This is a genomic window from Brevundimonas vesicularis, from assembly GCF_027105095.1.
Classification (GTDB): Bacteria; Pseudomonadota; Alphaproteobacteria; order Caulobacterales; family Caulobacteraceae; genus Brevundimonas; species Brevundimonas vesicularis_E.
The window spans coordinates 2,080,868-2,107,604 of sequence record NZ_CP114278.1; the positions used below are offsets into that span (position 1 = coordinate 2,080,868).

The 26,737-nt window shown below is 66.2% G+C and carries 26 protein-coding genes; 12 read left to right on the top strand and 14 right to left on the bottom strand.

Annotated features, from left to right (window positions below):
* Positions 1-87: 87 nt before the first annotated feature.
* A complete protein-coding gene (locus O2K97_RS10380) occupies positions 88-1,299 on the bottom strand; it encodes a DUF1343 domain-containing protein (RefSeq protein ID WP_269219200.1) in 1,212 nt (403 codons plus the stop codon).
* The gene (locus O2K97_RS10385; RefSeq protein WP_269219201.1) at positions 1,296-1,802 is read right to left on the bottom strand and encodes a DOMON-like domain-containing protein; all 507 of its coding nucleotides are present in this window, start codon (positions 1,800-1,802) and stop codon (positions 1,296-1,298) included. Before O2K97_RS10385 ends, O2K97_RS10380 begins: the two co-directional genes overlap by 4 nt.
* 510 nt (positions 1,803-2,312) lie before the next feature.
* On the opposite strand from O2K97_RS10385, the gene tyrS reads away from it, so the two are divergent.
* The 3 genes from tyrS (at position 2,313) to O2K97_RS10400 (ending at position 4,690) form a co-directional block, all read left to right on the top strand.
* Entirely contained in the window at positions 2,313-3,566 is a 1,254-nt protein-coding gene (gene tyrS / locus O2K97_RS10390) for a tyrosine--tRNA ligase (RefSeq protein ID WP_269219202.1), read from the top strand.
* Complete coding sequence (locus O2K97_RS10395; protein WP_269219203.1) at positions 3,566-4,030, top strand: peroxiredoxin; 465 nt, start codon at positions 3,566-3,568, stop codon at positions 4,028-4,030. The genes tyrS and O2K97_RS10395 overlap by 1 nt, the downstream gene beginning before the upstream one ends.
* A 114-nt stretch (positions 4,031-4,144) precedes the next feature.
* On the top strand, positions 4,145-4,690 hold the full coding sequence (locus tag O2K97_RS10400) for a bactofilin family protein (RefSeq protein ID WP_082465003.1): 546 nt from the start codon (positions 4,145-4,147) through the stop codon (positions 4,688-4,690).
* A gap of 153 nt (positions 4,691-4,843) precedes the next feature.
* On the opposite strand, the gene prfB is transcribed toward O2K97_RS10400, so the two are convergent.
* Both prfB and O2K97_RS10410 read right to left on the bottom strand, forming a co-directional pair.
* A protein-coding gene (gene prfB / locus O2K97_RS10405; protein WP_099052186.1) for a peptide chain release factor 2 occupies positions 4,844-5,966 on the bottom strand; the annotation gives its coding sequence in 2 pieces (ribosomal slippage) (positions 4,844-5,896 and positions 5,898-5,966; 1,122 coding nt in all).
* Positions 5,967-6,085: 119 nt separating this feature from the next.
* Entirely contained in the window at positions 6,086-8,500 is a 2,415-nt protein-coding gene (locus O2K97_RS10410) for a penicillin-binding protein 1A (protein ID WP_331276130.1), read from the bottom strand.
* A gap of 136 nt (positions 8,501-8,636) precedes the next feature.
* On the opposite strand from O2K97_RS10410, the gene O2K97_RS10415 reads away from it, so the two are divergent.
* The 3 genes from O2K97_RS10415 to O2K97_RS10425 are packed head-to-tail and all read left to right on the top strand — an operon-like array spanning position 8,637 to position 11,964.
* A complete protein-coding gene (locus tag O2K97_RS10415; RefSeq protein WP_269219204.1) occupies positions 8,637-9,065 on the top strand; it encodes an organic hydroperoxide resistance protein in 429 nt (142 codons plus the stop codon).
* Positions 9,066-9,124: 59 nt separating this feature from the next.
* Positions 9,125-10,129, top strand: a complete 1,005-nt coding sequence (gene cobS / locus O2K97_RS10420) for a cobaltochelatase subunit CobS (protein ID WP_269219205.1) — start codon at positions 9,125-9,127, stop codon at positions 10,127-10,129.
* A gap of 50 nt (positions 10,130-10,179) precedes the next feature.
* Positions 10,180-11,964, top strand: coding sequence for a response regulator (locus O2K97_RS10425; protein ID WP_269219206.1), 1,785 nt, complete (start codon positions 10,180-10,182; stop codon positions 11,962-11,964).
* Here O2K97_RS10425 and O2K97_RS10430 read toward each other — a convergent pair.
* A complete protein-coding gene (locus O2K97_RS10430) occupies positions 11,961-12,317 on the bottom strand; it encodes a phage holin family protein (protein WP_269219207.1) in 357 nt (118 codons plus the stop codon). The two genes, O2K97_RS10425 and O2K97_RS10430, sit on opposite strands and share 4 nt — an antisense overlap.
* A 108-nt stretch (positions 12,318-12,425) precedes the next feature.
* On the opposite strand from O2K97_RS10430, the gene O2K97_RS10435 reads away from it, so the two are divergent.
* Positions 12,426-12,863, top strand: a complete 438-nt coding sequence (locus O2K97_RS10435) for an HIT family protein (protein ID WP_269219208.1) — start codon at positions 12,426-12,428, stop codon at positions 12,861-12,863.
* Here O2K97_RS10435 and O2K97_RS10440 read toward each other — a convergent pair.
* From O2K97_RS10440 to cyoA, 7 genes are all read right to left on the bottom strand, one after another.
* A complete protein-coding gene (locus O2K97_RS10440) occupies positions 12,860-13,396 on the bottom strand; it encodes a response regulator transcription factor (protein WP_039247355.1) in 537 nt (178 codons plus the stop codon). The two genes, O2K97_RS10435 and O2K97_RS10440, sit on opposite strands and share 4 nt — an antisense overlap.
* Positions 13,386-14,717 (bottom strand): ATP-binding protein, encoded by a 1,332-nt coding sequence (locus O2K97_RS10445; protein ID WP_269219209.1) that lies wholly within the window; start codon positions 14,715-14,717, stop codon positions 13,386-13,388. The genes O2K97_RS10440 and O2K97_RS10445 overlap by 11 nt, the downstream gene beginning before the upstream one ends.
* Positions 14,714-15,412, bottom strand: coding sequence for an SURF1 family protein (locus O2K97_RS10450; protein ID WP_269219210.1), 699 nt, complete (start codon positions 15,410-15,412; stop codon positions 14,714-14,716). The genes O2K97_RS10445 and O2K97_RS10450 overlap by 4 nt, the downstream gene beginning before the upstream one ends.
* 67 nt (positions 15,413-15,479) lie before the next feature.
* Positions 15,480-15,875 (bottom strand): cytochrome o ubiquinol oxidase subunit IV, encoded by a 396-nt coding sequence (cyoD, locus tag O2K97_RS10455; RefSeq protein ID WP_269219211.1) that lies wholly within the window; start codon positions 15,873-15,875, stop codon positions 15,480-15,482.
* On the bottom strand, positions 15,872-16,495 hold the full coding sequence (gene cyoC / locus O2K97_RS10460; protein WP_137721762.1) for a cytochrome o ubiquinol oxidase subunit III: 624 nt from the start codon (positions 16,493-16,495) through the stop codon (positions 15,872-15,874). Before cyoC ends, cyoD begins: the two co-directional genes overlap by 4 nt.
* A 2-nt stretch (positions 16,496-16,497) precedes the next feature.
* Positions 16,498-18,501: a cytochrome o ubiquinol oxidase subunit I gene (gene cyoB, locus O2K97_RS10465; protein ID WP_269219212.1), complete on the bottom strand. Its 2,004-nt coding sequence runs from the start codon at positions 18,499-18,501 to the stop codon at positions 16,498-16,500.
* Between the two features lie 13 nt (positions 18,502-18,514).
* On the bottom strand, positions 18,515-19,744 hold the full coding sequence (gene cyoA / locus O2K97_RS10470) for a ubiquinol oxidase subunit II (RefSeq protein ID WP_269219213.1): 1,230 nt from the start codon (positions 19,742-19,744) through the stop codon (positions 18,515-18,517).
* Between the two features lie 210 nt (positions 19,745-19,954).
* On the opposite strand from cyoA, the gene O2K97_RS10475 reads away from it, so the two are divergent.
* Complete coding sequence (locus O2K97_RS10475) at positions 19,955-21,307, top strand: MFS transporter (RefSeq protein WP_269219214.1); 1,353 nt, start codon at positions 19,955-19,957, stop codon at positions 21,305-21,307.
* A gap of 128 nt (positions 21,308-21,435) precedes the next feature.
* Here O2K97_RS10475 and O2K97_RS10480 read toward each other — a convergent pair whose 3' ends face one another.
* Positions 21,436-22,185, bottom strand: coding sequence for a sterol desaturase family protein (locus O2K97_RS10480; protein ID WP_269219215.1), 750 nt, complete (start codon positions 22,183-22,185; stop codon positions 21,436-21,438).
* Positions 22,186-22,261: 76 nt separating this feature from the next.
* Between O2K97_RS10480 and O2K97_RS10485 the strand changes: the two genes are divergently transcribed.
* Positions 22,262-22,747, top strand: a complete 486-nt coding sequence (locus O2K97_RS10485; RefSeq protein ID WP_269219216.1) for a sterol desaturase family protein — start codon at positions 22,262-22,264, stop codon at positions 22,745-22,747.
* Here O2K97_RS10485 and fni read toward each other — a convergent pair.
* Positions 22,714-23,757 carry a type 2 isopentenyl-diphosphate Delta-isomerase gene (fni, locus tag O2K97_RS10490; protein WP_269219217.1) on the bottom strand — a complete coding sequence of 348 codons (1,044 nt, stop codon included), beginning with the start codon at positions 23,755-23,757 and terminating at the stop codon, positions 22,714-22,716. The two genes, O2K97_RS10485 and fni, sit on opposite strands and share 34 nt — an antisense overlap.
* A gap of 109 nt (positions 23,758-23,866) precedes the next feature.
* Here fni and O2K97_RS10495 point away from each other — a divergent pair, with 109 nt between their 5' ends.
* From O2K97_RS10495 to O2K97_RS10505, 3 genes are read left to right on the top strand one after another with little or no spacing between them, the layout of a single operon-like run.
* The gene (locus O2K97_RS10495; protein ID WP_269219218.1) at positions 23,867-24,763 is read left to right on the top strand and encodes a polyprenyl synthetase family protein; all 897 of its coding nucleotides are present in this window, start codon (positions 23,867-23,869) and stop codon (positions 24,761-24,763) included.
* Positions 24,753-25,670 carry an ABC transporter ATP-binding protein gene (locus tag O2K97_RS10500; RefSeq protein WP_269219219.1) on the top strand — a complete coding sequence of 306 codons (918 nt, stop codon included), beginning with the start codon at positions 24,753-24,755 and terminating at the stop codon, positions 25,668-25,670. The genes O2K97_RS10495 and O2K97_RS10500 overlap by 11 nt, the downstream gene beginning before the upstream one ends.
* A 50-nt stretch (positions 25,671-25,720) precedes the next feature.
* Positions 25,721-26,734 carry an ABC transporter permease gene (locus O2K97_RS10505; protein WP_269219220.1) on the top strand — a complete coding sequence of 338 codons (1,014 nt, stop codon included), beginning with the start codon at positions 25,721-25,723 and terminating at the stop codon, positions 26,732-26,734.
* Positions 26,735-26,737: the final 3 nt, after the last annotated feature.

Below are 26,737 nucleotides of genomic sequence, written 5' to 3' on the forward strand. Positions count from 1 at the left end.
AATGCAAGGTGGTTGGGAGGCCCCTTCCCTACCGCACCGCACCAAATAAGCCCAATCACTTATTTGCAGATGTGCAATAGATTTTGTTTATGATGGTGAATACAGCAGGAACGGTCGCCGGGCCTCTTCCCACATCGCCTCATCTGGCTGCGTCGCCGCGTCTAGATCGCCAGGCGTCGCCGCCGCGTCGTCCACCCATTCCCGCAGGCCCGGCCCGCCGTTGATCACGTCGATGGGCAGCTTCCCGAACGCATACTCGTACGGAAAATCCCGCCACAGGTCGTAGTGGGGATACAGCCGCCGGATCGCCTTGAACCCCAGGGCCTGCACCCGCCACGGCTTGAAGGCGGCGTGGTCGTAGCCGGGATGATCGACATGGATCTGCACACCGCTGCACAGCTTTCCGACGTGCTTGTGGAAGGTCGGCTCGAACCACATGTCGCGCAAGACGCAGCCGCCCAGCCAGTCCGGCGCCAGGGCGCGCATCTCTGCGATCACCGCCCGCGCATCGATGTCCGGCGCCCCGAACAGCTCCAGCGGCCGTGTCGTCCCCCGCCCTTCCGACAGGGTCGCCCCTTCCAGCATCACCGTGCCCGCATAGGCGCGCGCCATCGACAGGTTCGGCGCATTCGGGCTGGGATTGACCCACGACCGGTCCAGCAGCGGCCAGCCGAAGCCCGGCCCCGTCTCGGGCGCCCAGCCCTGCATCTCCACCACCCGGTAATCCACATCCAGCTTGAACTGGTCGATGAACCACAGGCCCAGTTCGCCCATCGTCATGCCGTGCCGCATCGGCATCGGCCCGCCCCCGACGAAGCTTTCCCAGCCGGGCTTCAACGTCATACCCTCGACCGGACGCCCTGCCGGATTGGGCCGGTCCAGCACCCAGATCGACTTGCCGTGTTTTGCCGCCGCCTCCAGCACGTACAGAAGGGTCGTCACATAGGTGTAGATTCGGCAGCCCAGGTCCTGCAGATCGACCAGCAGCACGTCGAACTCGGCCATCCATTCGTCGCGCGGCCGCCGCACCTCGCCGTACAGGCTGAAGACGGGAAAGCCGTGCACCGGATCGCGATAATCCGGGCTCTCCATCATATTGTCCTGCAGATCGCCCTTCATCCCGTGCTGCGGGCCAAAGGCGGCGGTCAGCCGGATCTCGGGACAGGCGGCCAGCGCGTCCACCGCGTGGGTCAGATCCTTCGTCACCGACGCCGGATGCGCCAGCAAGGCCACGCGTCGCCCCTTCAGCTGCGCCCTCAGGGCGTCGTCGGACAAAAGGCAGTCGAGGCCGAAGTTCATGTCAGGTCCAGCGCGAACGAGTCGAGATGATGAAAGTCGGGCTTATCCGAAGGATGCGCCAGCGCCCAATAGCCGATCGCCCCGTCCACGCCCCGGATCATCGCCGCCAACCCCGCCGCCCCGACCGCATCCTCCGGCAACGTAACGTCCGCCGTCAGCACGAACTGTCCGGGCGCCGACCGCGTCACGATGAACGGCGCGGGCATCTCCAGATCCCGCATCCCCTTGCGATAGCCGTCGAACCGATAGGCCGCCCACGCCCCCGACGGCGACAGATTGTATTCGACATAGCCGCCTGCCGTACGCACGAAGGCCTCAAAACAGGTCGCCCGCCACAGCCCGTCCGTCCGCACCCGCGCCGCCGCCTCCGGCCGCCACACGCCCTCCACCGGTCCGGCCAGCACATACTCCAGGCTCAGCACCCGCCCGGCTCGCCGCGCCTCGACCTCCAGAGTCAGTCCCGCAGAGTTGGATGTCGGGTGCGGGATCAGAGGCAGGCGCATGGCGCCTTCGTATCGCAGGCCGGTCGTGGGTCAAAGCGGTAGCCGTGATGCTGAACCCCGTGATTCTCAGGCGGACCCGTCGGCATAAGTTCGCCAGCCATCGCATCCACGCGAGATATTAGCCGGGTTTACAGTGCTCTGAGACGCAGCAGCGTCACCGCACCCGCCACGGCCTGAAACGGCGCTAAAATGGGCGCGCCATGCCCAAAGCCGCTCCACCTGAAATTGCACCACCGTGCATTTTGCACGCGTTTTCGCGTTGCAGTGCAATTTCGCATCGAGGGATATTGGACGAATTAGACACTTTAGACGGTGTTTTTTCTTCCGGACCGTCTGAACCGCCAACGTCGCATCGACTGGCCCAACCAGGCACCGCACAATGGCGCGCCGATCGAGATTAGACGAATTAGACACTTTAGACGGTGTTTTTCATCCGCACCGTCTGAACAGCCGGCGCCGCCTCGACTAGGGGAAGACGACCCTCGTCATCCCTGCTAACCCAGCCTCACCATGACCGAACACGCCTTCAAATCCGACTTCCTCCGCACCATGCAGGCGCGAGGCTATATCCATCAGATCACTCATCCGGCCGAACTGGATGCGGCGGCCGCTGCCGGCGTGGTCACCGGATATATCGGCTTCGACGCCACCGCCACTTCGCTGCACGTCGGCCACCTGATCCAGATCATGCTGCTGCGTCGCCTGCAGCAAGCGGGACACAAGCCCATCGTCCTGATGGGCGGCGGCACCACCAAGGTAGGCGACCCCAGCTTCAAGGATACGCAGCGTCCCCTTCTGACCGAAGAGCGGATCGCCGAGAACATCGCCGGCATCAAAGGCGTGTTTGAAAAGTTCCTGACCTTCGGCGACGGCCCGTCGGACGCCATCATGGTAGACAACGACGAATGGCTGTCCAAGCTGGGCTACCTGGAATTTCTGCGCGACTACGGCACGCATTTCACCGTCAACCGGATGCTCAGCTTCGATTCCGTCAAGCTGCGCCTGGAACGCGAGCAGCCGCTGACCTTCCTCGAGTTCAACTACATGCTGATGCAGGCCACCGACTTCCTGGAGCTGAATCGCCGCTACGGCTGCACGCTGCAGATGGGCGGTTCGGATCAGTGGGGCAACATCATCAACGGCGTCGAACTGACCCGCAAGGTGGATCAGAAGGCCGCCTTCGGCCTGACCACACCGCTGCTGTCCACCGCCTCGGGCCAGAAAATGGGCAAGACCGTGGGCGGCGCCGTCTGGCTGAATGCCGACGCCCTGTCGCCCTATGACTACTGGCAATATTGGCGCAACACGGAGGATGGAGACGTGGGCCGCTTCATGCGCCTGTTCACGGACCTGACGGACGTCGAAATCGCCAGCTACGAGTCGCTGGAAGGCGCGGCCATCAACGACGCCAAAAAGGCCCTCGCCGACGCCGCGACGACCATGCTGCACGGCGCCGAGGCCGCCGCAACCGCCCGCGCCGCCGCCGAGAGCACCTTCGAAAAAGGCCAGCTGTCCGCCGACCTGCCGACCGTCGAACTGCCGTCGGCCGAGGTCTACGGCGCCATGATCGCCGCTGTCGTGACGAAGGCCGGCCTGACGGCCTCCAACGGCGAGGCCCGTCGCCTGGCCCAGGGCGGCGGCCTGCGTCTGAACGACGCCGCGGTGTCCGACGGCGCCCAACTGCTGACCGAGGCCGACCTCAAGGACGGCGTCATCAAACTGGCGGCCGGCAAGAAAAAGATCGTTCTGGTGAGGCCCGTCTGATGTCCGCCGCCGAAGGTCAACCCGCGCCCGCCCTCGACCTGCCCACGGATGGCGGCGGCCGCGTCACCCTCGCCGCCCTGGAGGGCAAGCCCGCGGTCGTCTATTTCTACCCCAAGGACGACACGACCGGCTGCACGCGTGAGGCCCAGGATTTCACCGCCCTTGCCTCTGACTTCGCCGCGCTGGGCGTTCCGGTGATCGGTGTGTCGAAGGACACGGTGAAGAAGCACGACAAGTTCAAGGCCAAATACGATCTCGCCGTCACCCTCGCCTCCGACGAGGACGGCGGCGCCTGCGAGGCTTGGGGCGTCTGGGTGCAGAAGAAGCTCTATGGCCGCGAGTATATGGGCATCGAGCGGGCCACCTTCCTGATCGACGCCGAGGGCCGCGTCGCCAAGGCTTGGCGCAATGTGAAGGTCGCAGACCACGCCGCCGCCGTGCGGGAGGCCGCCAGGGCCCTGTGATCGGCGAGCGCCGTTCGGAAGCGATGCTTGACCTTGGCCCCTCCTCCACGGCCTAGTGGGCGTCGGGGCTAATAGGGGCTTGGCCGGCCTTGGCTGGCAGATGCGGAGCGCACCATGTTCACCAAGAGCAAATCCTACGACAGCGGATCGAACGGCCTGGGCATCCCCCCGGCGCCCGAACCGACCACCCCCACGCCGACGGCAGCGAGCACGCCGTCCCTGCCCGCCACGACGCCTGCGCCGCGCGCGCCCGAACCGGCCCGTCCGGCGGCCCGGTCCAGCAATCTGTCGACCCTGTCGGCCGGCGTGAAATACGAAGGCAACATCTCCGGCGCCGGCGAGCTTCAGGTCGACGGCTCGCTGAAGGGCGACGTCCGCGTCTCGCGCGTCGTGATCGGCGAAGGCGGCTCGGTCGAGGGCACGGTCCATGCCGACGTCCTTGACGTGCGCGGCCGCGTCTCGGGCGCCATCGTCGCCAAACAGGTCAAGCTTCACGCCACCGCCCGCGTCGAGGGCGACATCACGCAAGAGCAACTCGCCATCGACCAGGGCGCCTGGTTCCAGGGCCGCTGCAACCAGGCCAAGCGCGACACGCCCGGCGCCGCCATGCTGGAAGCCCCCGCCCCGAAGGCCGACAAGGCGGACAAGACCGCCGCCTGATCAGAGCGCATTCGTCATTCCGGGGCGTCCGAAGGACGAACCCGGAACCCAGGGAATCGTCTCCATCGCTCGATGCGATTGACGTGGCGACGGCACCCCTGGCTTCCGGGTTCTTCGCTGCGCTCAGCCCCGGAATGACGATGGAACTTGGCTCTAATCCACGCTCGATCCGCGGGTCTCGCCGACCCGCTGGGCCAGGGCCGCGCCCATGAAGGCGTCCAGGTCGCCGTCCAGCACCCCCTGGGTGTCCGAGGTCTCAACCTCGGTCCGCAGGTCCTTCACCATCTGATAGGGCTGCAGGACATAGGAGCGGATCTGGTGGCCCCACCCGATGTCGGTCTTGGCGTCGGCCAGCGCCTGAGCCGCCGCCTCACGCTTTTGCAGTTCCAGCTCGTACAGGCGCGCGCGCAGCATCTTCCACGCCATCTCGCGGTTCTGGTGCTGCGACCGGCCGGCCTGGCAGGCCACGACGGTGTTGGTCGGAGTGTGCGTCAGGCGCACAGCCGAGTCGGTCTTGTTGATGTGCTGACCGCCCGCACCAGAGGCGCGATAGGTGTCGGTGCGCACGTCCGAGGGGTTGATGTCGATCTCGATCGCGTCGTCCACGACCGGCGACACCCCGATGGAGGCGAAGCTGGTGTGGCGCTTGGCCGCCGCGTCATAAGGGCTGATGCGGACCAGGCGGTGCACGCCCGATTCCGACTTCAGCCAGCCATAGGCGTTGGGCCCTTCGATCAGGATGGTGGCCGACTTGACCCCCGCCTGTTCGCCCTCTTCGTGGGCTTCGATCGTGACCTCGTAACCGTGCGCCTTGGCCCAGCGCGAATACATCCGCAGCAGCATCCCGGCCCAGTCGTTCGACTCGGTGCCGCCGGCGCCGGAGTTCACTTCCAGATAGGCGTCGTTGCCGTCAGCCTCGCCGGACAGCAGGGCTTCCAGCTCGGCGCGCGCGGCGCGTTCCTTGATGCCGCGCAGCGACGCGCGGGCGTCTTCCAGCGCACCTTCGTCGCCTTCCTCGTCCGCCATCTCGGCCAGCATCACCCCGTCTTCGAGGTCCTGCTCCATCGCCTTGACGGTGTTGATCTTGCCTTCCAGCTGCGAGCGTTCGCGGCTGACGGCCTGGGCCTCGTCGGGCTTGTCCCACAGCGTGGGATCCTCCACCCGCGCATTCAGCTCATCGAGCTTCCTTAGAGCGACATCCCAGTCAAAGACGCCTCCTGAGCAGAGCGACGCTCTGCTCGATGTCGGCCTTCATGGCCTCGACATCCGGTCTCATCGCAATCTCCGCGACACAACGCCCTCAAGTCGCCAGGCCCGCAGGCCGCGTGACAGGGCAGGATTAATGGAAAACGGCGCGCCACGAGGACGCGCCGTTCGAAAGGCCTACCTAGAGCCTCAGTACAATCCGCTCAAGTCCTCGGCCGGCGCCTTCTTGGGCGGCGGGGGCGCGGACGGCGCTGGCGAAGCGGCCGGCGCGCCGGTTGCGGCCTCCTGCTCGCGGCGGATCACGTCGTAGTAGTTCTGCGGTCCGACGGGCCGCGCGGGGCCGGTGGGGCGTGGCGGCGGCGCCTGGCGCTCGGTGCCGGGACGGAAGGCCTCCTCAATGCCATTGACGGTGCGGAAGATGGCGTTCTTGGGCCGGACGAACGGGCGAGCCGGTCTTTCCTTCAAGGCCGTCTGCATGAACTCCGTGAAGACCGGCACGGCGGCCGAGGCGCCGGCTTCTCCGGATCCCAGAGAGCGGTTGTCGTCAAAGCCGATGAAGATGCCGACGACGATGTCAGTGGTGAAGCCCACGAACCAGGCCGAGCGATATTCGTTCGTCGTGCCCGTCTTGCCGGCGACCCAGGGGCCAAGGCCGCGCGCGCTGGCGGCTGTGCCGCGTTGAACGACGCCTTCCAGCATGGAGCTCATCTGATAAGCGGTGATCGGGTCGATGACCTGGGTTCCGCGCTGCTGCAGGCGCGGCGATTCCTGGCCGGAGAAGCCCCGTCCGCATTCGCGGCAGCTGCGGTTGTCGGCGCGGAAGATGGTCTCGCCATCGCGGTCCTGAACATAGTCGATCAGATAGGGCGTCACCCGCCGGCCGCCGTTGGCGAAGGCGGAATAGGCGGCCGTGATGTCCAGAGGCGTGACCTCGCCGGCGCCCAGCGAGACCGACAGGTTCGGCGTCATGCCGGGCAGCCCCATGCGATCCGCCTGCTCCACGATCTTCTTCATGCCGACCGACTGGGCCAGCCGCACCGTCATGACGTTGCGCGACAACTCCAAGCCGCGCCGCAGCGTCTGAGGGCCATAGTATTGGCGGCTGTAGTTCTCTGGAGTCCAGCGCTGACCGTTCGGCCCGCCGGCGAAGCTGATCGGCGCATCCAGCACGATCGAGGCCGGGGTGAAGTCGCCTTCAAGCGCCGTGGCGTAAACGAACGGCTTGAACGCCGAGCCCGGCTGGCGCTTGGCCTGGGTCGCCCGATTGAAGCTGGACAGCGCATAGGAATAACCGCCGACCATCGCCAGCACGCGGCCGGACTGCGGCTCTATGGCCACCAGGGCCCCGTTGACGCGCGGCACCTGCTTCAGGGCGAACTGCCCGCCCTGGGGCTCCACGAAGATCAGTTCGCCGCGCTTCAACTGGCGATTGGCGTTGGCCCAGGCGGCGTCCGACGCCAGCAGCGTGCCGGACTTGTCGTCGCGGGCCGTGCGGATGCGCACCGTATTGCCGCTGACGCTTTCGATGGCGGCGGCCTGCCAGCTGCGGCGCTCGGGCGGCGCCTGTTCCTTCAGCGCGACCGCCTGCCAGCCGTCGGCGAAGTCGGTCGTGCCCCAACCGCCGCGCCAGCCATGACGACGGTCGTAGTTCTCAAGCCCCTGCATCAGGGCCCGGCGCGCCGCCGTCTGCAGCGTGGGGTCTAGGGTCGTGCGCATATAGAAGCCGCCGGCGCGCAGCTGCTCGCCGAACTGGGGATTGGCTGCGGCCTGGCGACGCGCTTCTTCGACAAAGAAGTCGGCGTCCTTGTAGTCCGACCGTTGCGGCGCATCGCGCGTGACCAGAGGCTTGGCACGGGCCTCGACCAGTTGTTCAGGCGTCAGCCAGCCGCTCTGCTCCATTTCGCCCAGCACCCAGTCACGACGGCCCTTGGCCGCGCCGGGGTGACGCTTGGGGTGATAGTTGTTCGGCCCCTTGGGTAGGGACGCCAGGAAGGCGGCTTCGTCCGGCGTCAGCTGCGCCAGCGACTTGCCGAAGTAGTTGTAGGCCGCCGAAGCGATGCCGAACGAGCGATATCCCAGGAAGATTTCGTTCAGATACAGCTCGAGGATCTGTTCCTTAGACAGGGTCGCCTCTAGGCGATTGGCCAGGATGGCTTCCTTCAGCTTGCGGTTCAGGCTGGATTCGTTGGTCAGCAGGACATTCTTGGCCACCTGCTGGGTGATGGTCGAACCGCCTTCCAGCCGGCGTCCCGACGCCAGGTTGAAGACGTTCTTCAGCGAAGCGCGGCCGATGCCGCCCACGTCGATGCCGCCATGCTGGAAGAAGTTGCGATCTTCGGCCGCCAGGAAGGCGTGGATCACCGGCTGAGGGATCTGGTCGTAGGAGACATAGATTCGGCGCTCGTCAGAAAACTCGCCGATCAGGGTGCCGTCGCCGGCATAGACGCGCGTCGCGGTCGGCGGGCGATAGTCCGCCAGTTCCGAGGCATCCGGCAGGTCGTGGAACAGCCACGCGGCATAGACGGCGACGACCAACCCCGCCAAGGCGATGCCGCCCAGCAGAACCATGCCCGCCCACACGAACCAGCGTTCGGCAATCTTCACTGCGTACTCCGACGACGCGCCCCGAAAGGGTGCTTTAGCCCGCGTCGCCCGCCGATGGCTAGAGCCGCGATGCAACGGCCCCTTCCCGTCCGCCGTTAAGCTCCCATCTCAAGCATCCCAACCCAAGGAGCCTGCCATGGAAGTTCTGTATCGCGCCCAATCGACGGCATCGGGCGGAGGCCGCGAAGACGGTCGTTCGGCCACCGCCGACGGCAAGATCGACGTCAAACTGTCGACGCCGACCGAGATGGGCGGCAAGGGCGGCGACGGCACCAACCCCGAGCAGTTGTTCGCCACCGGATACGCCGCCTGCTATCTCGGTGCGCTGCGTCTGGTCAGCAGCAAGGCTGGCACGCCCGTCAGCCCCGACACCAAGGTCACCGCCGGCGTCGGCTTCGGCAAGAACACCAAGGGTGAAGGCTTCAACCTGGATGTCGACCTGACCGTGACGGACCACGGCCTGGAGCAGGCCGTCATCGACGACCTGATCGAAAAGGCGCACCAGGTTTGCCCCTACTCCAACGCCACCCGCAACAACGTCGATGTTCGCCTGAGCGCGAAATAACCGACGCCGAGGGCCGCGCGCGTGTTGAGCCGCGCGCGCGGCGCCTCTAGATGAGGTCCATGACCTCCCCGCTCGACGCCTCCCCCGATCCCCTGCTGACGCTCGAACCGCATCGCCGCGTGACCCTGCGCGAAGCTTTCGGCGTGGACAGCGACATGACCGTGCCCGCCTTCGACGAGCGCGACAGCCATGTGCCCGAGATTGACGAGGCCTATCGCTTCGATCCCCAGACGACCATCGCCATCTGCGCCGGCTTCGCCTTCGACCGCCGCGTGATGGTCCAGGGCTATCACGGCACCGGCAAGTCGACTCATATCGAACAGGTCGCCGCCCGCCTGAACTGGCCGCTGGTGCGGGTGAACCTGGACAGCCATGTCAGCCGGATCGACCTGATCGGCAAGGACGCCATCGTCCTGAAGGACGGCAAGCAGATCACCGAATTCCGCGAGGGCATCCTGCCCTGGTCGCTGCAACGCCCCATCGCCCTGGTCTTCGACGAATACGACGCCGGCCGGCCCGACGTCATGTTCGTGATCCAGCGCGTGCTGGAGGCTCAGGGCCGCCTGACCCTGCTGGACCAGAACCGCGTCATCCGCCCCAACCGCTATTTCCGCCTGTTCGCCACGACCAACACCATCGGCCTGGGCGACACCACCGGCCTGTATCACGGCGCACAGCAGATCAATCAGGCCCAGCTGGACCGCTGGAACATCGTCACCACGCTGAACTATCTGGATCATGACGTGGAAGCCGAGATCGTCGCCGCCAAGGCGCCCGAGTGGAAGGACGCCGAGGGCCGCCGCCGGATCGCCGCCATGGTCCGCGTCGCCGACATGACCAGGAACGCCTTCATGAACGGTGATATTTCGACCGTCATGTCGCCCCGCACCGTCATCACCTGGGCCCAGAACGCCCAGATCTTCAACGACGACCTGGGCCTCAGCTTCCGCCTGACCTTCCTGAACAAGTGCGACGAACTGGAACGCCCGACCATCGCCGAGTTCTACCAACGCGCCTTCGGCGAAGACCTGCCCGAGGCGGCGACGCGGGTGAAGGTGGGCTGACGACAAGCTCCGATTGAGAGCTCATTAAGCTTCACCCGGTATGGCCACGCTTGACGCGGGGCTTGGTGGCATTGGCTGACAGTACGGATTACCTAACGGCCTACGCTGGTCGCTACCGGGACATGTTCCCTGTGCGGCTGGCGACGATTGCCGCTATCGTGGCCTTGACGTTCTGGGTCATGGGATGGGGATGGGCAGCGGCTTTCGGCCTGTTTCAGTTCTGCCTCTATGTTCCTTTGTGGCAGGCCGTTCAGACAGCGCTGGCACGGCCTGATGCACCCGCCGCAGCGCGTAGGTTCCGCCGGTCTGCCGAGATCGTCACCCTTTGTCTTGCCAGCCATAACGCCGTGTTCATTCTGGCCGCCTGGCAGGCTCAGCCTCAACACCTCGACTATCTCCGCCTGCTGCTGGCCGGCAACTTGATGGTCGGCGCCCATCAGGTGCACGTAAGCCGCGCAAGCTTTGTCGCTGCCGTTCTGCCGCCATCCATCGCCGCGATGGTGATCGCCTCGTACCAGGTCGGTTCGGATCCTCGCCTTCTAGGCGCAGTGGCGCTGTTCGTCGTCGGCGTCATTGCGGCGGCCTGGCGTCAATGGCGCAGCGACCGCGAGAGCATTGAGCTGATGAGCGCCTTGTCGGAGCGTTCGCGCGAGCTGCGAGCCGCCCTGGCCGAGGCCGAGGTGAACCGCTCCGCCGCCGAACGCGCGAACAAGGCCAAATCCCGCTTCCTGGCGATGATCAGCCACGAGGTCCGCACCCCGCTGAACGTCATCTTGGGGCTGATTGAAGTGCTCCGTGGCAGGCCACGCCCCGCTGCGGAAGCCACCATCGTCACCGACATGGCGGATGCAGGGGGTATGTTGCTGCGGCTGTTGAACGGGGCTTTGGACATCTCGAAGATCGAATCCGGACAGGCCGAGCTCCAACTCGCCCCGGTCGATCTCGCCGAACGGCTCGACGCCATCGCCCGTATCTGGCGCTCCCGCGTGGAGGAACTGGGCCTGACGCTGGAGATCGAACGGCAGGGCGCGCCCGAACATTTTGTCGTCATGACCGACGAGGCCCGGGTGGAACAGGTGCTGATCAACTATCTGTCCAACGCCCTGAAGCTGACGCCACATGGCGCCATCCGCATTTTGGCCCGCGCACTCCCCGCCTCAGATGGGCGCATCGACCTGGATTTCGAGGTTCACGACCAAGGGCCAGGCGTGCCGGAGGATCAACGCGAACGCATCTTCGAGCCCTTCGAACAACTCGCCGCCGGACGTGCGGCAGGCGGAACAGGTCTGGGGCTGGCCCTCTGTCGCGCCAGCGTCGAAGCGCTGGGCGGGGCTCTTGGCGCTCGGTCCGCGCGGCCGAATGGGGCTGTCTTTTGGTTCCGCTTCACCGCCGACTGCGCGACACCTGCAATCGATTCTTCGCCCGCTGCACCCGCGCAGAACCTTCCTGATCAGCCGCCTCGGGTTCTAGCCGCCGAGGATCATCCCGCCAATCGCAAGCTTCTGACGCTACTGCTGGAACAATTTGGCGTCCAATTGACACTTGTTGAGAATGGACAAGAGGCGGTCGCCGCCGTGCGCGATCAAACCTTTGACCTCGTGCTGATGGATGTGATGATGCCCGTAATGGACGGTGTGGAAGCCTTGGCCGCTATCCGCGCCGATGAAGCCGCATCCGGCGGCCGTCGCACCCCAATACACATGTTGACGGCCAATGTGTTCGACGACGATGTTGCACGTTACAGGGCGGCCGGCGCCGACGGAGTGTTGAGAAAGCCCATCGAGATCGCCGCACTTCAGAGCGTCATCATGGGCGCCCTTTTGGCGGACGCCTAGCGCCGCCCCTCTTCTCCGCCGATGAAGGCGCCGGCGATCCAGCTGACGACGCCGGTTACGATGGAGGCGCCGATGCCCGCCCAAAGGCCGTCGACCCGGAAGCCGTCCAGGAAGACGGAAGTCAGCCCGATCATGGCGGCGTTCACCACCAGCAGAAACAGACCCAGCGTCACCACGGTGATCGGGAAGGTCAGCACCACCAAAATCGGCCGCACAAAGGCGTTGACCAGACCCAAGATGATGGCCGCCGCCATCAGCGATCCGGTGCTGGTGAAATCGACGCCCGGCACAATCTGGGCGGATAGCCAAAGGCCCGCCATGGTGACCAGCGCCTGGATGATGAAACGGATCATGTCGGACCTCATTACGTTCAAGCGTGACCATAATGCACGACGTGGACGAAGGCTCCCCCTTCGCGGACGGCGCTGCTATCGAAGGTCCGAACCGCACGGAGACCGCCCATGAGCCTGCACGGCGCCTATGACACCAACAACATCTTCGCCAAGATCCTGCGCGGCGACATTCCGTCGGTGACGGTGTGGGAGGACGACCACGTCCTGGCCTTCATGGACGTGTTTCCCCAATCGGAAGGCCACGTCCTGATCATCGCCAAACAGTCCCAGGCGCGTAATCTGCTGGAGATCGAGCCCGAGGTGCTGGCCCGCGTGACCGCCGCCCTGCAACGCACGGCCAAGGCGGTCGAGAAAGCGTTGAAGCCCGACGGCCTGTCGGTCCTGCAGTTCAATGGCGAGGCGGGCGGACAGACGGTCTTTCATCTGCATTTCCACATCGTGCCGCGTTGGGCCGATCGAGAGATGAAGGGTCACGGCCATGCGCCGATGGCGGATACCGCGACCTTACGGGCGCTGGCCGACCGGATCGCAGCCGAACTGGACTAGGTGACGCGGCGCTTTTCCAGCTTTCGCGCCAGGGTGCGGCGGTGCATGCCCAAGCGCCGCGCCGCCTCCGAGATGTTGAAGTCTGTCTCCACGAGCGTCTCGTGGATCCGCTCCCATTCCAGCGTCTTGATCGAGGTGGGACGCGTGCCCAGCGGCGTCTCGGCGTCGCCGTCTGCCCGGCCGAAGGCGGCTTCGATGTCATCGGTGCTGGCGGGCTTGGCCAGATAGTGCCGGGCGCCAAGCTTGATCGCCTCCACCGCCGTCGCGATGCTGGCGAAGCCGGTCAGGACGACGATGTTCATCTCGGGGTCGAAGGCGTGAAGGGCCTCGACGCAGGTCAGGCCGGAATGCCCCCCCAGCTTCAGATCGACGACTGCATAGCCGGGGCGATGCGTCTTCAGCACCTCGGCCATCTGGTCGGGACTGGCGGCGCTGACGACAGTATAGCCACGCCGTTCGAACGAGCGTCGCAGGGTGGTCGAAAACGACTCGTCGTCCTCAACGATTAGCAGCAATCTGGCGTCATCGGTCATGCGCGGTCTCATCCGTAGGCGCCAAGGCCGAAAGCGGCAGGGTCAGACGCACTTCTGCGCCGCCCGCCGCAGGATTGGAAGCCTCGACCCGACCGCCCAATGACCGGATCACATTCATCAGCAGGAATAGCCCAAGCCCGGCGCCGGGCCTGGGCTTGGTGGAGTTATAGGGCTTGCCCCAGGCCTGAAGGATCGACGGCGGAAAGCCCGGTCCGTCGTCACGGACAGCAATGCCGAAATCCTCGTCCGTGCACATCGTGGTCACCGTGATGCGGCCTGCTCCGGCCTCGACCGCATTGTCGAACAGCACGCCCAGCACCTGACGCAGGGCGGGGTCGGCGATGATCGACGGGTTCTGAGCCACTTCGTCGCGGATCTGCACCGCCACCCCGTCGCCGCTCCAGCTGGCCACCACATCGGCGACAAAGGCCCGCAGGGTCGTGCGCTCGGGCGCCTGTCCCCTCGCCTCACCGGCCGACATCAGAATGCCGGTGACGATGGCCTTGCAGCGTTCGACCTCGGCCCGCATCACCGTCATGTCCTGGGCCAGGTCGGCGTCCTGGGTCAGGGCCGGCATCCGCTTCCAGTCACTGAGGATCACCGACAGAGAGGCCAGCGGCGTTCCCAACTCGTGCGCCGCGCCCGACGCCAGCAGGCCCATGCGGACGATATGATCATGCTCGGCCGTCTGCTGGCGCAGGGCGGCCATGGAGGCGTCGCGCTCGCGCAGGTTCTGGCTGATCCGGGTGACGAACAGCACCAGCAGCACGGCCATCAACACGAAACAGATCAAACTGCCCTGTAGATAGAGGCTGAGCAGCGAATCCTCGCGCGCCGGCGGCAGGTTCAACGGCCGCGAATGCAGGCCCAGCCCGGCGAAACACAGGCTGGTGACGGCGATCAGCGCCCAGGCATAGACCGGCGCCAGCAGCACCGCCCCCAAGACGACTTGCAGCAGATATAGCGCCACGAACGGATTGGCCGCGCCCCCGGTCAGGAACAGCAGCCAGGTCAGCGCCGCCACATCCGCAAGGAGGGCGATCATCAGCGCCTGATCCTCGACCTCCTGCCGGCGCACGGTCAAAGGCGCGCTGACCAGATTGACCAGCACCAGGCCCGCCGGGGCCGCCAGCAGCCACAGCACCGGCAGGGGAATCCGCATCACGTACTGGACCAGCAGTATCGTCGCCACCTGCCCGGCGACCGCCAGCCAGCGCAACTGGATCAGCAACAGCATGTTGCGGCGGTTGGCGCCGCCGTGGGTCGCGACCCCGCCTCTGAGTCCCAGGCCCAGCAGCCTCTGTACAGTTGTCGTCGTCACGACCTGTTTCGCCTGCCGTCGCGCAGGAACAGCCAAAGACCGACCAGGCTCAGCAGCGCCATGCCGAACCAGGTAAAGGCATAGACCAGATGGCTGTTGGCGAACCGGATCACCGTCAGTCCTCCGCGCGGCCATCCACCCGGGTTCGGACTGGCGTCTGCATCAATGAAATAGGGCGCGACGGTCGTCAGGCCGCGCCGCGCAGCGATCGCCGCGACGTCGCGAGACCGCCAGCGATCACCGGCGGGATCATTGGCGCGCAGGAAGCCACCCTTAGGCTCGGTGATCCGAAGCAGGCCCGTCACCGTCTGCGACCCCTCGACCTGACCATTGGCGCGGACAGCCGGATCGCGTCGGCCTGACGGCACGAAGCCTCGATTGATCAGGACGGTGAAGCCCCGGTCGTCAACCAGGGGCGTCATGACCCAGAAGCCGCCGCCGGCGTCGGTCACCGCCTGAACCAGGGTTTCCTTGTCGTGCAGGAATCGACCGCGAACCGTAACGCGGCGGTACTGATCCTTGTCGCGCGTCACGCCGGCCCATTGGGTCGGGCCAGGCGCTGGGACGGCGGCCGCGTGAACGCGAGCATCGACCTGGGCGATCAGATTGGTCTTCCAGGCCAGGCGCTGAACCTGCCACCCGCCCAGCACCAGAAAGCCGACGAACAAGGCCAGGCCCGCAACCACGACCGCCATGCGGAAGGATCGCGAGCGTCTGGCCTTGCCGCCGGCCGGGGCTGAGGACGGGTCCGTAATCTCGACCTCAGCCGCCCATCTGCGCCATGTCGTGCGTCATGGGCATCATATTGGTGTTCAGGTGGTACATGACCCACAGCGAACCCGACAGGGCGATGACCACCACGATAATGGTGAAGATCAGCGCCAGCATGATCCACCCGCCCTCGGACTTGGAGTTCATGTGCAGGAAGTAGATCATGTGGACCACGATCTGCACCACGGCGAAGCCCATGACGATCAGGGCCGTCGCCTGGGTCGGCAGGACGTCCGTCATGACCAGGGCGAACGGGATGGCCGTCAGGATCACCGACAGCACGAAGCCGATCATGTAGCTCTTGAAGGAGCCGTGATTGTGCCCCTCGTGACCCAGGTGGTCGGTCTCGTGAGACTCAGGGCTGTGGTCGTTCTTGTCGGCGCTCATCGCAGCATGCCCAGCAGATAGACGAAGGTGAAGACGCCGATCCAGATGACGTCCAGGAAGTGCCAGAACATCGACAGGCACATCAGGCGGCGTTTGTTTGCGGGGATCAGGCCCTTCATGCTGACCTGAACCATCAGCGTCACCAGCCAGATGATGCCGAAGGTGACGTGCAGGCCGTGGGTGCCCACCAGGGTGAAGAAGGCGGACAGGAAGGCGCTGCGCTGCGGCGTCGCGCCCTCATGGATCAGGTGCGCGAACTCGTAGAGTTCGATCCCCAGGAAGGCCAGGCCGAACAGGCCGGTGATCGCCAGCCAGACCAACGTCTGACGCTGGTTGTTCCGATCCATCGCCAGCATGGCGAAGCCATAGGTGATCGACGAGAACAGCAGCATGGCGGTGTTGATCGCCACCAGCTTCAAGTCGAACAACTGCTGCGGCCCCGGCCCGGCGGCGTAGTTGCCGCCCAGCACGCCGAACACGGCGAACAGCATCGCAAAGATGAGGCAGTCGCTCATCAGATAGAGCCAGAAGCCCAGCATGGTGCTGGAGCCTTCCTCGTGATGCGGCTCCTCTTCCAGGTGGAAGACGGTCCGGTCGATCTCGGTCGCAGTCGCGCTCATGATCAGGCCTCCGTTCCGGCCAGGGCGCGGGTGCGCGCCTCTTCTGTCGCGCGGACCTCATCTTCGGGGATGTAGTAGTCGCGCTTGTAGTTGAAGGTATGGCCGATCGAGACGGCCAACACCCCGATGAAGCTGATGGCGGCCAGCCACCAGATGTACCAGATCAAGGCCAGACCCATCACCAGGCACAGGCCCGAGATGATGATCCCCGCCCCTGTGTTCGAGGGCATGTGGATCGCCTTGTAGCCGCTCAGCGGACGCTGATAGCCCTGCTTCTTCATGTCCCACCAGGCGTCGGCGTCATGAACGTAGGGCGTAGCGGCGAAGTTGTAGGCCGGCGGCGGCGACGAGGTCGCCCACTCCAGCGTGCGGCCGCCCCACGGGTCGCCCGTGGTGTCGCGCAGCTTGTCGCGGTTGATGATCGACACGGCGAACTGGACGAACATGGCCGCGATGCCCAGGGCGATGACGCCCGCGCCGATGGCGGCGATGACGAACCAGATTTGCAGCGACGGATCGTCGAACACCCGCATCCGGCGCGTTACGCCCATCAGACCCAGCACATACAGCGGCAGGAAGGCCAGCCAGAAACCGGGCACCCAGCACCAGAAGCTGATCAGGCCCCACTTCTTGTCCAGCTTGAAGCCGAAGGCCTTGGGCCACCAGAAGTTGATCGCCGCGAACAGGCCGAACAGCACCCCGCCGATGATGACATTGTGGAAGTGGGCAATCAGGAACAGCGAGTTGTGCAGCACGAAGTCGGCCGGCGGCACCGCCAGCAGCACGCCCGTCATCCCGCCGATCACGAAGGTCAGCATGAAGGCGACCAGCCACATCATCGGCAGCTCGAACCGGATGCGCCCGCGGTACATCGTGAACAGCCAGTTGAAGATCTTCGCGCCCGTCGGGATCGAGATGATCATCGTCGTGATGCCGAAGAAGCTGTTCACCGAGGCGCCAGAGCCCATGGTGAAGAAGTGGTGCAGCCAGACCAGGTAGGACAGGATCGTGATGACGACCGTGGCGTAGACCATGGAGGTGTAGCCGAACAGCTTCTTGCCCGAGAAGGTCGAGGCGATCTCCGAGAAGACGCCGAACAGCGGCAAGATCAGGATGTAGACCTCGGGGTGACCCCAGATCCAGATCAGGTTCACGTACATCATCGGGTTGCCGCCGAAGTCGTTCGTGAAGAAGTTGGTGCCGACGTAACGGTCCAGCGTCAGCAGGGCCAGGACGGCGGTCAGGACCGGGAAGGACGCCACGATCAGCACGTTGGTGCACAGCGAGGTCCAGGTGAAGACCGGCATCTTCATCATGCCCATGCCAGGCGCGCGCATCTTCACGATGGTTGCGATCAGGTTGATGCCCGACAGTGTCGTCCCCACCCCCGCGATCTGCAGCGCCCATATGTAGTAGTCGACGCCGACGCCGGGACTGTATCCGATGCCCGACAGCGGCGGATAGGCCAGCCAGCCGGTGCGCGCGAACTCGCCCACGAACAGCGAGGCCATGACGATGATGGCGCCGGCCGTAGTCATCCAAAAGCTAAAGTTGTTCAGGAAGGGGAAGGACACGTCGCGCGCGCCGATCTGCAGCGGCACGACATAGTTCATGATGCCCGTCACCAGCGGCATAGCCACGAAGAAGATCATGATCACGCCGTGGGCGGTGAAGATCTGGTCATAGTGGTGCGCGTTCAGGTAACCCTCGGACCCGCCGAAGGCCATCGCCTGTTGCAGGCGCATCATGATGGCGTCGGCGAAGCCGCGCACAAACATGATCAGACCCAGGATCATGTACATGATCCCAATCTTCTTGTGGTCCACCGTGGTGAACCATTCCTTCCAGAGATAGCCCCACAGCTTGAAGTATGTCAGGACGCCGACCAGAGCGAGACCGCCCAGCAGTACGACCGACATGGTCACGACCAGGATCGGCTCGTGCAACGGCAGAGCCTCAAGCGTGAGGCGCCCGAAGATTAGCGGAATGAGTTGATCAGCGTTCATCGACTGTGTTCGCTCAGGCATTGGGTGCGGAACGGACGTCGGTCGGAACCGGCCCCGTGGCGAAGGGATTGCGGGCCAGCGTCGTCAGCGAGGCCATCGGAGTCTGGCCCGGCGACAACCCCTGCCCGGTCAGGCGCTCCAGGCTGGTCGGTCCGGCGACCGTATCCAGTTCGGCGCGGCGCATGCGGTCGGCGGCGGCCGCCTCGGCCTGCAGCGGGGTGCAGATCGTCATGACGTAGCTGTCGTTGGAGCCGAAGTAGGCGGGCGATTTTCCGCGACCGGCGTATTTGTCATAGACCAGCGGCATGGTGTTGCGCACCGACGCCATGGACAGGCCGCCCTGTTTGTCGATGGCCATCATCTCGCCCATGCACATCTTGCCCGGCTCGACGCACATGTTGAGGATCGCGTCCCACAGCGCGCCGTCCACGGCGCCGAAGCGCATGACCGGCACCTTCTCGCTGGGCTTTTCCAGCTCCAGATAGCGATCGCGGTCCAGCGTCTGGCCGCCCTGGCGCACGCCGGCGATCCATTGGTCGAACCCGGACTGATCCAGACCGTGGAAGGCGAAGCGCATGTGCGAGAAGCCGTCGCCGGAATAGTTGGCCGAGAAGCCTTCGTATTCGCCCGGACGGTTGATGACGGCGTGCAGCTTCGTCTCCATGCCAGGCATGGCGTAGATTTGACCGGCCAGGGCGGGAATGTAGAAGCTGTTCATCACCGAGGATGAGGTGATGTGGAAACGGATCGGGCGATCCACCGGCGCGGCCAGCTCATTGACCGTGGCGACGCCGTACTGTGGGTAGATGAACATCCACTTCCAGTCGAGCGCGACGACATTGACCTGCAACGGCTCGACGCTTTCCTCGACGGCCTGGCCCGGCTTGATCCGGTCGATCGGACGATAGGGGTCCAGCAGGTGGGTGCCGGCCCAGGTCAGGGCGCCCAGGCAGATGATGATCATCAGCGGCGCGGCCCAGATGACCAGCTCCAACGAGGTGGAGTGGTCCCAGTCGGGACGGTAGTCGGCCTCGGCCTCCTTGTTCGACGCCCGATACTTCCAGGCGAAGAAGACGATCAGACCCATCACCGGCACGATGATGATCAGCATCAGCAGGGTCGAGATCATCAGCAGATCGCCCTGCTGGGCGGCGACGTCGCCGGCAGGGTTCAGCACGACCAGATTGCAGGCCGACAGCAGGGCCACGACGGGCGCGAGCAAAAGTAGACGCAAACGGCGCAAGGCGGGTCCAATCGGAAAGCGTCGGGCAAGCGGGAGGCGCCGCGACGGTTGGCGTTCGAACTGCGCCCGATAGTCAGCTTCAACCTGGAACGACATTGGACAATCTGTCCTATCCTCTTGAGGCCGCTTTCATCGCAAAGGCCGCGCGGTCATAATGCGGCGACCTGCCGTACGGCCGATAATTCAGTCTCACACGGAGCGACCAAGCCCATGTCCGCCTCGACGACCCCTTCGTCAGAGTCGCTGGAACGCGACGCCGCCGCCCTTCACACGGGCCATGGCAAGGTTGACGCCGGCGAGATCGCCATCGGCGTCATTATCGGCCGAACTTCCGAGTTTTTCGACTTCTTTGTTTACGCCATCGCCTCGGTGGTCGTTTTCCCGCAGTTGATCTTCCCCTATGCGGGCGCGGTGGGCGGCACCCTGCTCTCCTTCGCCGTCTTCGCCCTGGCCTTCCTGTTCCGTCCGCTGGGCACGGTCCTTTTCATCGCCATCGACCGCAAGTTCGGGCGCGGCGCGAAGCTGACGACCGCCCTGCTGCTGCTGGGCACCTCCACCGTGTCGGTCGCCTTCATCCCCGGATATGAAAGCATCGGCATGTGGGCGCCCGTGCTGCTGGCCCTGACCCGTATCGGCCAAGGCGTCGCCTTGGGCGGCACCTGGGACGGTCTGGCCTCGCTGCTCGCGCTGAACGCGCCCGAGAAGAAGCGCGGCTGGTACGCCATGATCCCGCAACTCGGCGCGCCCATCGGCCTGCTGGTGGCCTCGGCGCTGTTCGCCTTCTTCCTGAACACGCTCTCGGCGCCCGATTTCCTGGATTGGGGCTGGCGCTATCCGTTCTTCGTGGCCTTTGCGATCAACGTAGTGGCCCTGTTCGCCCGTCTGCGCATCGTGGTGACGCCGGCCTTCCAGACGCTGTTTGAGACGCGCGAACTGCAACCGACCCCGGTCTCCCAGGCCCTGCGCGACGAAGGCCCCAAGATCGCCATCGGCGCCTTCGCTCCGCTGGCCAGCTTCGCTATGTTCCACATGGTCACCGTCTTCCCGCTGTCGTGGGTGTTCCTGTTCACCAAGGAAACGCCGGTCCGCTTCCTTCTGATCGAAATGGTCGGCGCCGTCTTCGGCCTGCTGGCCATCCTGGCTTCGGGCGTTCTGGCCGACCGCTACGGCCGCCGCACCTTGCTGGCCATCACGGCCGCCGGCATCGCGGCCTTCTCGGGCTTTGCGCCACAGCTGCTGAACGGCGGCCCGGTCGGCGAGCTGACCTTCATGATCTCCGGCTTCATCCTGCTGGGTCTATCGTTTGGCCAGGCCTCGGGTCCGGTGGCCTCCAGCTTCAGCCTGACCAACCGCTACACGTCCTCCGCCCTGACCTCAGACCTGGCCTGGCTGTTCGGCGCCGGCTTCGCGCCCCTGGCGGCCCTGTGGATCTCCAGCCAGTTCGGCCTGATCGCCGCCGGCGCCTATCTGCTGTCGGGCGCCGTCTGCACGCTGCTGGCCCTGTGGCTGAACCGCGAACTGGCCCGCAGCTCCTCCGACAAGGATCGCGCCAAGACGGCCTGATCTTTCAGGTCACGCACAAACAGGCACGGCCCGCAGTCACCTGCGGGCCGTGTTGCGTTTTGGGCTATCGCTGGGTCAGGTTTGCGTCAGATCGCCCTGCGGCGAGGCAGCGAAGGTCGTCACCGTCTTCAAGTAAGAGGGTTTCGCGGCGATGGCCGATCTAGCTGTGAAATCTCGCTGCCTGCCCATTTGTCCCACATCTGGAAGTAGAGGCCATAGTTGCCGTTGAAGCGCTTGTGGTGCGCGTCGTGGTGGGTGGCGGTGATCATCCAGCGTAGCGGGGCACGTTTCAACCACGAGGCGGGCCAGACCTCTCGGCCTGCGTGATTCAGCACGGCGGTTGCGGTCATCAAGGTCAGCAGCGCCAGCACTACGCCCCAGTGAATCGGCATGAAGAGGGTCAGGGCCGGCAGGAACCAGGCCGTGGCGATCGCTTCGGCCGGATCGAACGCGAAGGAGGCGAAGGCGCTGGGGTCGCGCGATCGATGGTGTTCGGCATGGGCCCAGGGGAAGATGCGCGGGTGATGCAGCCCGCGATGGACCCAATAGTAGAAGGCGTCGTGGGCCAGCATGTAGGCGATGAAGCTGACGGGCAGCCACCACAGCGGCTTGACATGGATATCGTCGTAGATCGCCGTCCCGCCGCGCTTCCAGAGCTCGATGACGAATGCGGCCGGCAAGGCGTAGATCGGGCAGGCGATCAGGGACGCGATGACTTCGGCGCGGATGCGTTTCGCCACCGGCGGCCTGTGGTTCAGCTGACGTCCCCGTCCTGCTCCGCCCCACAGCAGGCCATGGGTCACGACGCCGACCAGCAGATAGCGCACGCCGATGATCAGGCTGAGCGCGAGGGTGGTGACGATCAGGTCCTTCAACATGGGCGCACAGACGGCGAAACGCCGCGCCGGGTCAAGTCTCGTGACGCGCAGGCTACAAAGCGCCTATGGTGCAGTCATGTCCTGGCCGACGATGATCCTGCTGTTCCTCGCCACCTTCCTGGGGATGGAGGTCTTCGCCTGGGCGATGCATCGCTATGTCATGCACGGCCTGCTGTGGACCTGGCACCGCAGTCATCATGAGCCGCACGACGACGTGCTGGAGAAGAACGACCTGTTCGCCGTGGTGTTCGCCGCCCCGGCCATCGTCTTCGTCGCCTTGGGGCTGCACGTCTGGCCCTGGGCGCTGCCGATCGGCCTGGGCGTCACGGCCTATGGACTGGTCTACTTCTTTTTCCATGACGGGCTGGTGCATCGCCGGTTCCCGACGGGGATTGCGGGACGCTCGGGGTTCTGGACGCGGCGCATTCAGGCGCATCGGCTGCATCATGCGGTGCGGACGCGCGAGGGCTGCGTGTCGTTCGGCTTCCTATGGGTGCGGTCGGCGCGCGCGCTGAAGGCCGAACTGTCTCAGAAACGCGGCGCTTCCAGCAACGGCGCCTGAGCCAGGGCGGCGAGGTCCGCCGATCCGGTGCAGAAACAGGCCAGCCGCAGCTGGGCCGCCATCAGGTCCAGATGATCGACCACGGCCTCGGTCGAGGTCAGCGCCGCCTCGAGCACGCCCGCCGCCTGGCCGACCAGACAGGCGCCCAGCCGGATCGCGCGCGCCGCGTCCAGGCCGTCGCGGATGCCGCCCGACCCGATCAGATCCAGTTCCGGCGCGGCCTTTGCACAGTCTAGTAGGCTGCGCGCCGTCGGCACGCCCCAGCCGGCGAAGGGCGCGGCCAGCGCCTCGGCCCGACCGCCCGTCGCTCGTGCACCCTCGATCAGGCCCCAGTTCGTGCCGCCTGCTCCGGCCACGTCGAGCGCCGCGACCCCCATGTCCGCCAGGCGACCCGCCACCGCGCCGGACAGGCCGGCGCCCGTCTCCTTGACGATGACCTGGCCCGGAAATGCCGCCGCGACCCGTTCGATGCCTCGCGCCACGCCGCGCCAGTCGCGATCGCCCTCGGGCTGAACGCCTTCCTGCAACGGATTCAGATGAAGGATCAGGGCGTCGGCGCCGATCATCTCCATGGCCCGCCGCGCCTCGTCGGCTCCATAGCCCAGGGCGAACTGCACGGCGCCCAGATTGGCCAGGATCATCGCATCGGGGGCCCGGCGTCGCAGGTCCAGCCCCAGACCCAAACCGCCGTCCGTCTCCAGCGCCACACGCTGCGAGCCGACCGCCAGAACGACGCCCAAAGCCTGGGCGGCCTCGGCCAGACGCGCATTGATCGCCTCGGCCCGCGACGGGCCGCCGGTCATCGAACTGATCAGGAACGGCAAGGCGACCCGTCGCCCCAGAAAACGCGTCGCCAGATCGATCGCGTCGTGATCGAGATCCGGCAGGGCGTCGTGAACGAAACGGACGGCATCCAGACCCGAGGTCGTCTGGCTGACGCCTCGCCCGGCCCGCACGTGGTCGATGTGTTCGTCCTTGCGCCGGATCAAGGCATCGGCGTCGGTGGACATCGCAAACGGCTCCTGGCGGGTTGCATCCGACGCGGTCGTGATGCCGTATGGCATCATAAGGGTTCGGCGCGTGGTCGCAACGCGACGCCGGCGACTATGGGAGATCTGTATGGCGATCGTCGGCATCCGGCGCCAACCGCCCCTGGCGGACGCATCCTGCGCGCCCGACGATCTGCGTCTGCAGGTTCAGGCGCGTCTGGCCGAGGTGGCGCCGGCGCACGACGGCCTGCTGTCCACGGCGGCCCGCGAGGCCTTGCTGGGACAGGGAAAACGCGTCCGGCCGGTGCTGGCCATGCTGGCGGCGGCACATGTCGGCGGCGATCCGGAAGACGCCTTGGACTATGGCTGCGCGCTTGAAATGGTCCATGCCGCGTCGCTGGTTCTGGACGACCTGCCGTGCATGGACGACGCCTCGCTGCGTCGGGGCCAGCCGACCCTGCACCGTCGCCACGGCGAGGATACGGCGGTTCTGGCGGCCGTGGCCTTATTGAACCAGGCGACGCGTCTGGTGCTGCAGACCCCGGCGCCGGGGGAAGCGCGTCTGGCGGCCCTGGACCTTTTGACGCAGGCGATCGGCTTCGACGGCCTGTCCGAGGGTCAGATGCGCGACCTGCGCGACGACGCGAGGGATCGCGACGAAACCGCCTTGCGCCAGATCAATGACCTGAAAACCGGCGCCCTGTTCGTGGCCACCGTGCGCGGCGGGGGGCTGCTCGGCGGCGGCGATGCGCAGGATCTCGCGCGACTGTCGATTTTCGGCGAGGCGGTCGGCTTCGCCTTCCAGCTCTGCGACGATCTGCTGGATGCCTGTTCGACCGTCGACGCCGTCGGCAAGGACGTGGGTCAGGACGACGACACCACCACCTTCGTCGATCTGTGGGGCGAATGCCGGGCGCGCGCGGCGGTGCGGCAGTCGCTGGCCAAGGCGGTCGAGGCGGTCGGCCATGACAGCCCCCTGGCTCTCTATGTCCTGGACCTTTTCCAGCAGGCCGAACTTGGGGTCTGACGGCGCGCCGGCCCTGTCGCTGAGCGGGATCGAAGCGGGCTACGACGGCCGACCTGTGCTGCGTGACTTCAGCCTGAGCATCGCTGCGGGCGAGGTCTATGCCCTGCTCGGGGCGAATGGCGCGGGCAAGTCCACGGTGGCGCGTGTCGCCTCAGGGCTGCTGCTTGCTCGGCGCGGGCGTGTCGTCCTGGGCGAAGGCGGCGGACCACGCGGGCGCATCGGGCTGGCGCCGCAGGACAGCGCCCTGTTCCCGGCCCTGTCGCCGCGCGAGAACGTCGATGTGACGGCGCGGCTATGCGGCGTGCCCAAGCGTGATCGCGGCGCCGCCGTGAACCGCGCGCTCGACCTGACCGGCTGCGGCCCGCGCGCGGACCAGCCGGTGCGCACCCTGTCCGGCGGCTGGAAGCGGCGCGCCAACCTCAGCGCCGCCCTGGTCGGGCAACCGCGGCTGCTGATCGCCGACGAACCGACGGAAGGCGTGGATGCGACGACCCGCGGCGTCCTGTCGGTCGCACTGCGCGAAACCGCAAAAGCCGGCGCCGGCTGCCTGCTGATCAGCCATGATGCCTTCTTCGTCGCCGACACCGCCGACCGGATCGGGGTCCTGGCGCAGGGGCGGCTGCTGGCCGAAGGCGCGCCGAACGCCCTACTTCATCGCGCGTTCGGCTCAGCTCGGCTGCTCAGCATTCGCCTGACCCGACCGGCTTCGGACCCCGCCGCCCAATGGTTCGCCCAGGCGGGGCTGACCGCGTCCGACGACGGACTGGAGTGGCGGCGGCTCTGCGAGGACGCCTTGGCCATCGCCCAGATGCTGGCCGCCGTCGTCGATGGCGAGGACGGCGAGGTCGCCGTGCGCCGCCCCGGCCTGGACGATCTGGTCGCACAGCTGTCGCAGGCTCCGTCATGATGGCGGTGGCGGGCGCCTGGGCGAGAGGGTTTTGGCGCGAACGGGCAGGCGTGATCCTGACCCTGCTGTTGCCGCCCCTGGTCTATCTGCTGTTCTCGGCGATCTTCGGCGCGGGCGCGCGCGGCGACATCGACACCACCGTCGTGCTGCACGATGCGTCGCGCACGCCCGCGACGGCGGCGATCCGCGAAGCGGTGTCGAAGGACATGGGCGATCGTCTTCGCATCGTCGACGATCGCGAGGCCTTCGATCGCGCCGTCATCGACGGTCGCGCTGACGCCGGCATACTGATTCGGCCATCGACGCAGGGACCGCCAAAACTGGTGATCGTTTCCGCCGCCGGCCGGGACGTGGCGGCATCGGCGCTTCAGGCGCGGCTGGAGCCGATGGCCGCCGCCCTGTCTGGTCAGGTTGCACGACCCGCGTCGCGCGTTCAGACCCTGCAGATCGGTCCCCAGGGTGATGTGCAGGCGACCTACTATGCGGGCGCGGTCAGCGTCATGTTCGTCTTCTTCGCCGCCATGCACGGGGCCATGGGCGGGCTGGACGAGCGGCGATCCGGCCTCCAATCCCGCCTGGCCCTGGCCCGCGGCGGCCTTGCGCCCATCCTTGGCGGAAGGGCTGCCTGGCTGACGACGGTGGGCGTGATGCAGTCGGCGGCGGTCTTCGTCGCCGCCTGGGTCAAGTTGCCTGACCTGGCCCCCTGGCAGATGGCGGCGACGGCAGTCACAGCCTTGGCGGTCGGTTTCTGCGCCGCCGGCTTGGCCCTGGCGCTGACGGCGGCGTGTCGATCGCGCGAACAGGCCCAGCCGCTGACGACCTGCGTGGTCCTGCTGCTGGCCGCTCTGGGCGGATCGATGGCGCCGCGCTTTCTGATGCCCGAAGCCTTCCGTGACCTCGGCTGGATCACGCCCCACGCCTGGGCCATCGAGGCCTATCAGGCCGTGATCTGGCGCGGCGAGTTCACCTCGACCGTCATCGCCGCCTGGGCGGTCATGGCTGGTCTGGGCGCAGGCGGCCTTGCGGTCGCCCTGATGTTGGAAAGGCGGCGCGCCGCCCGCTGATCG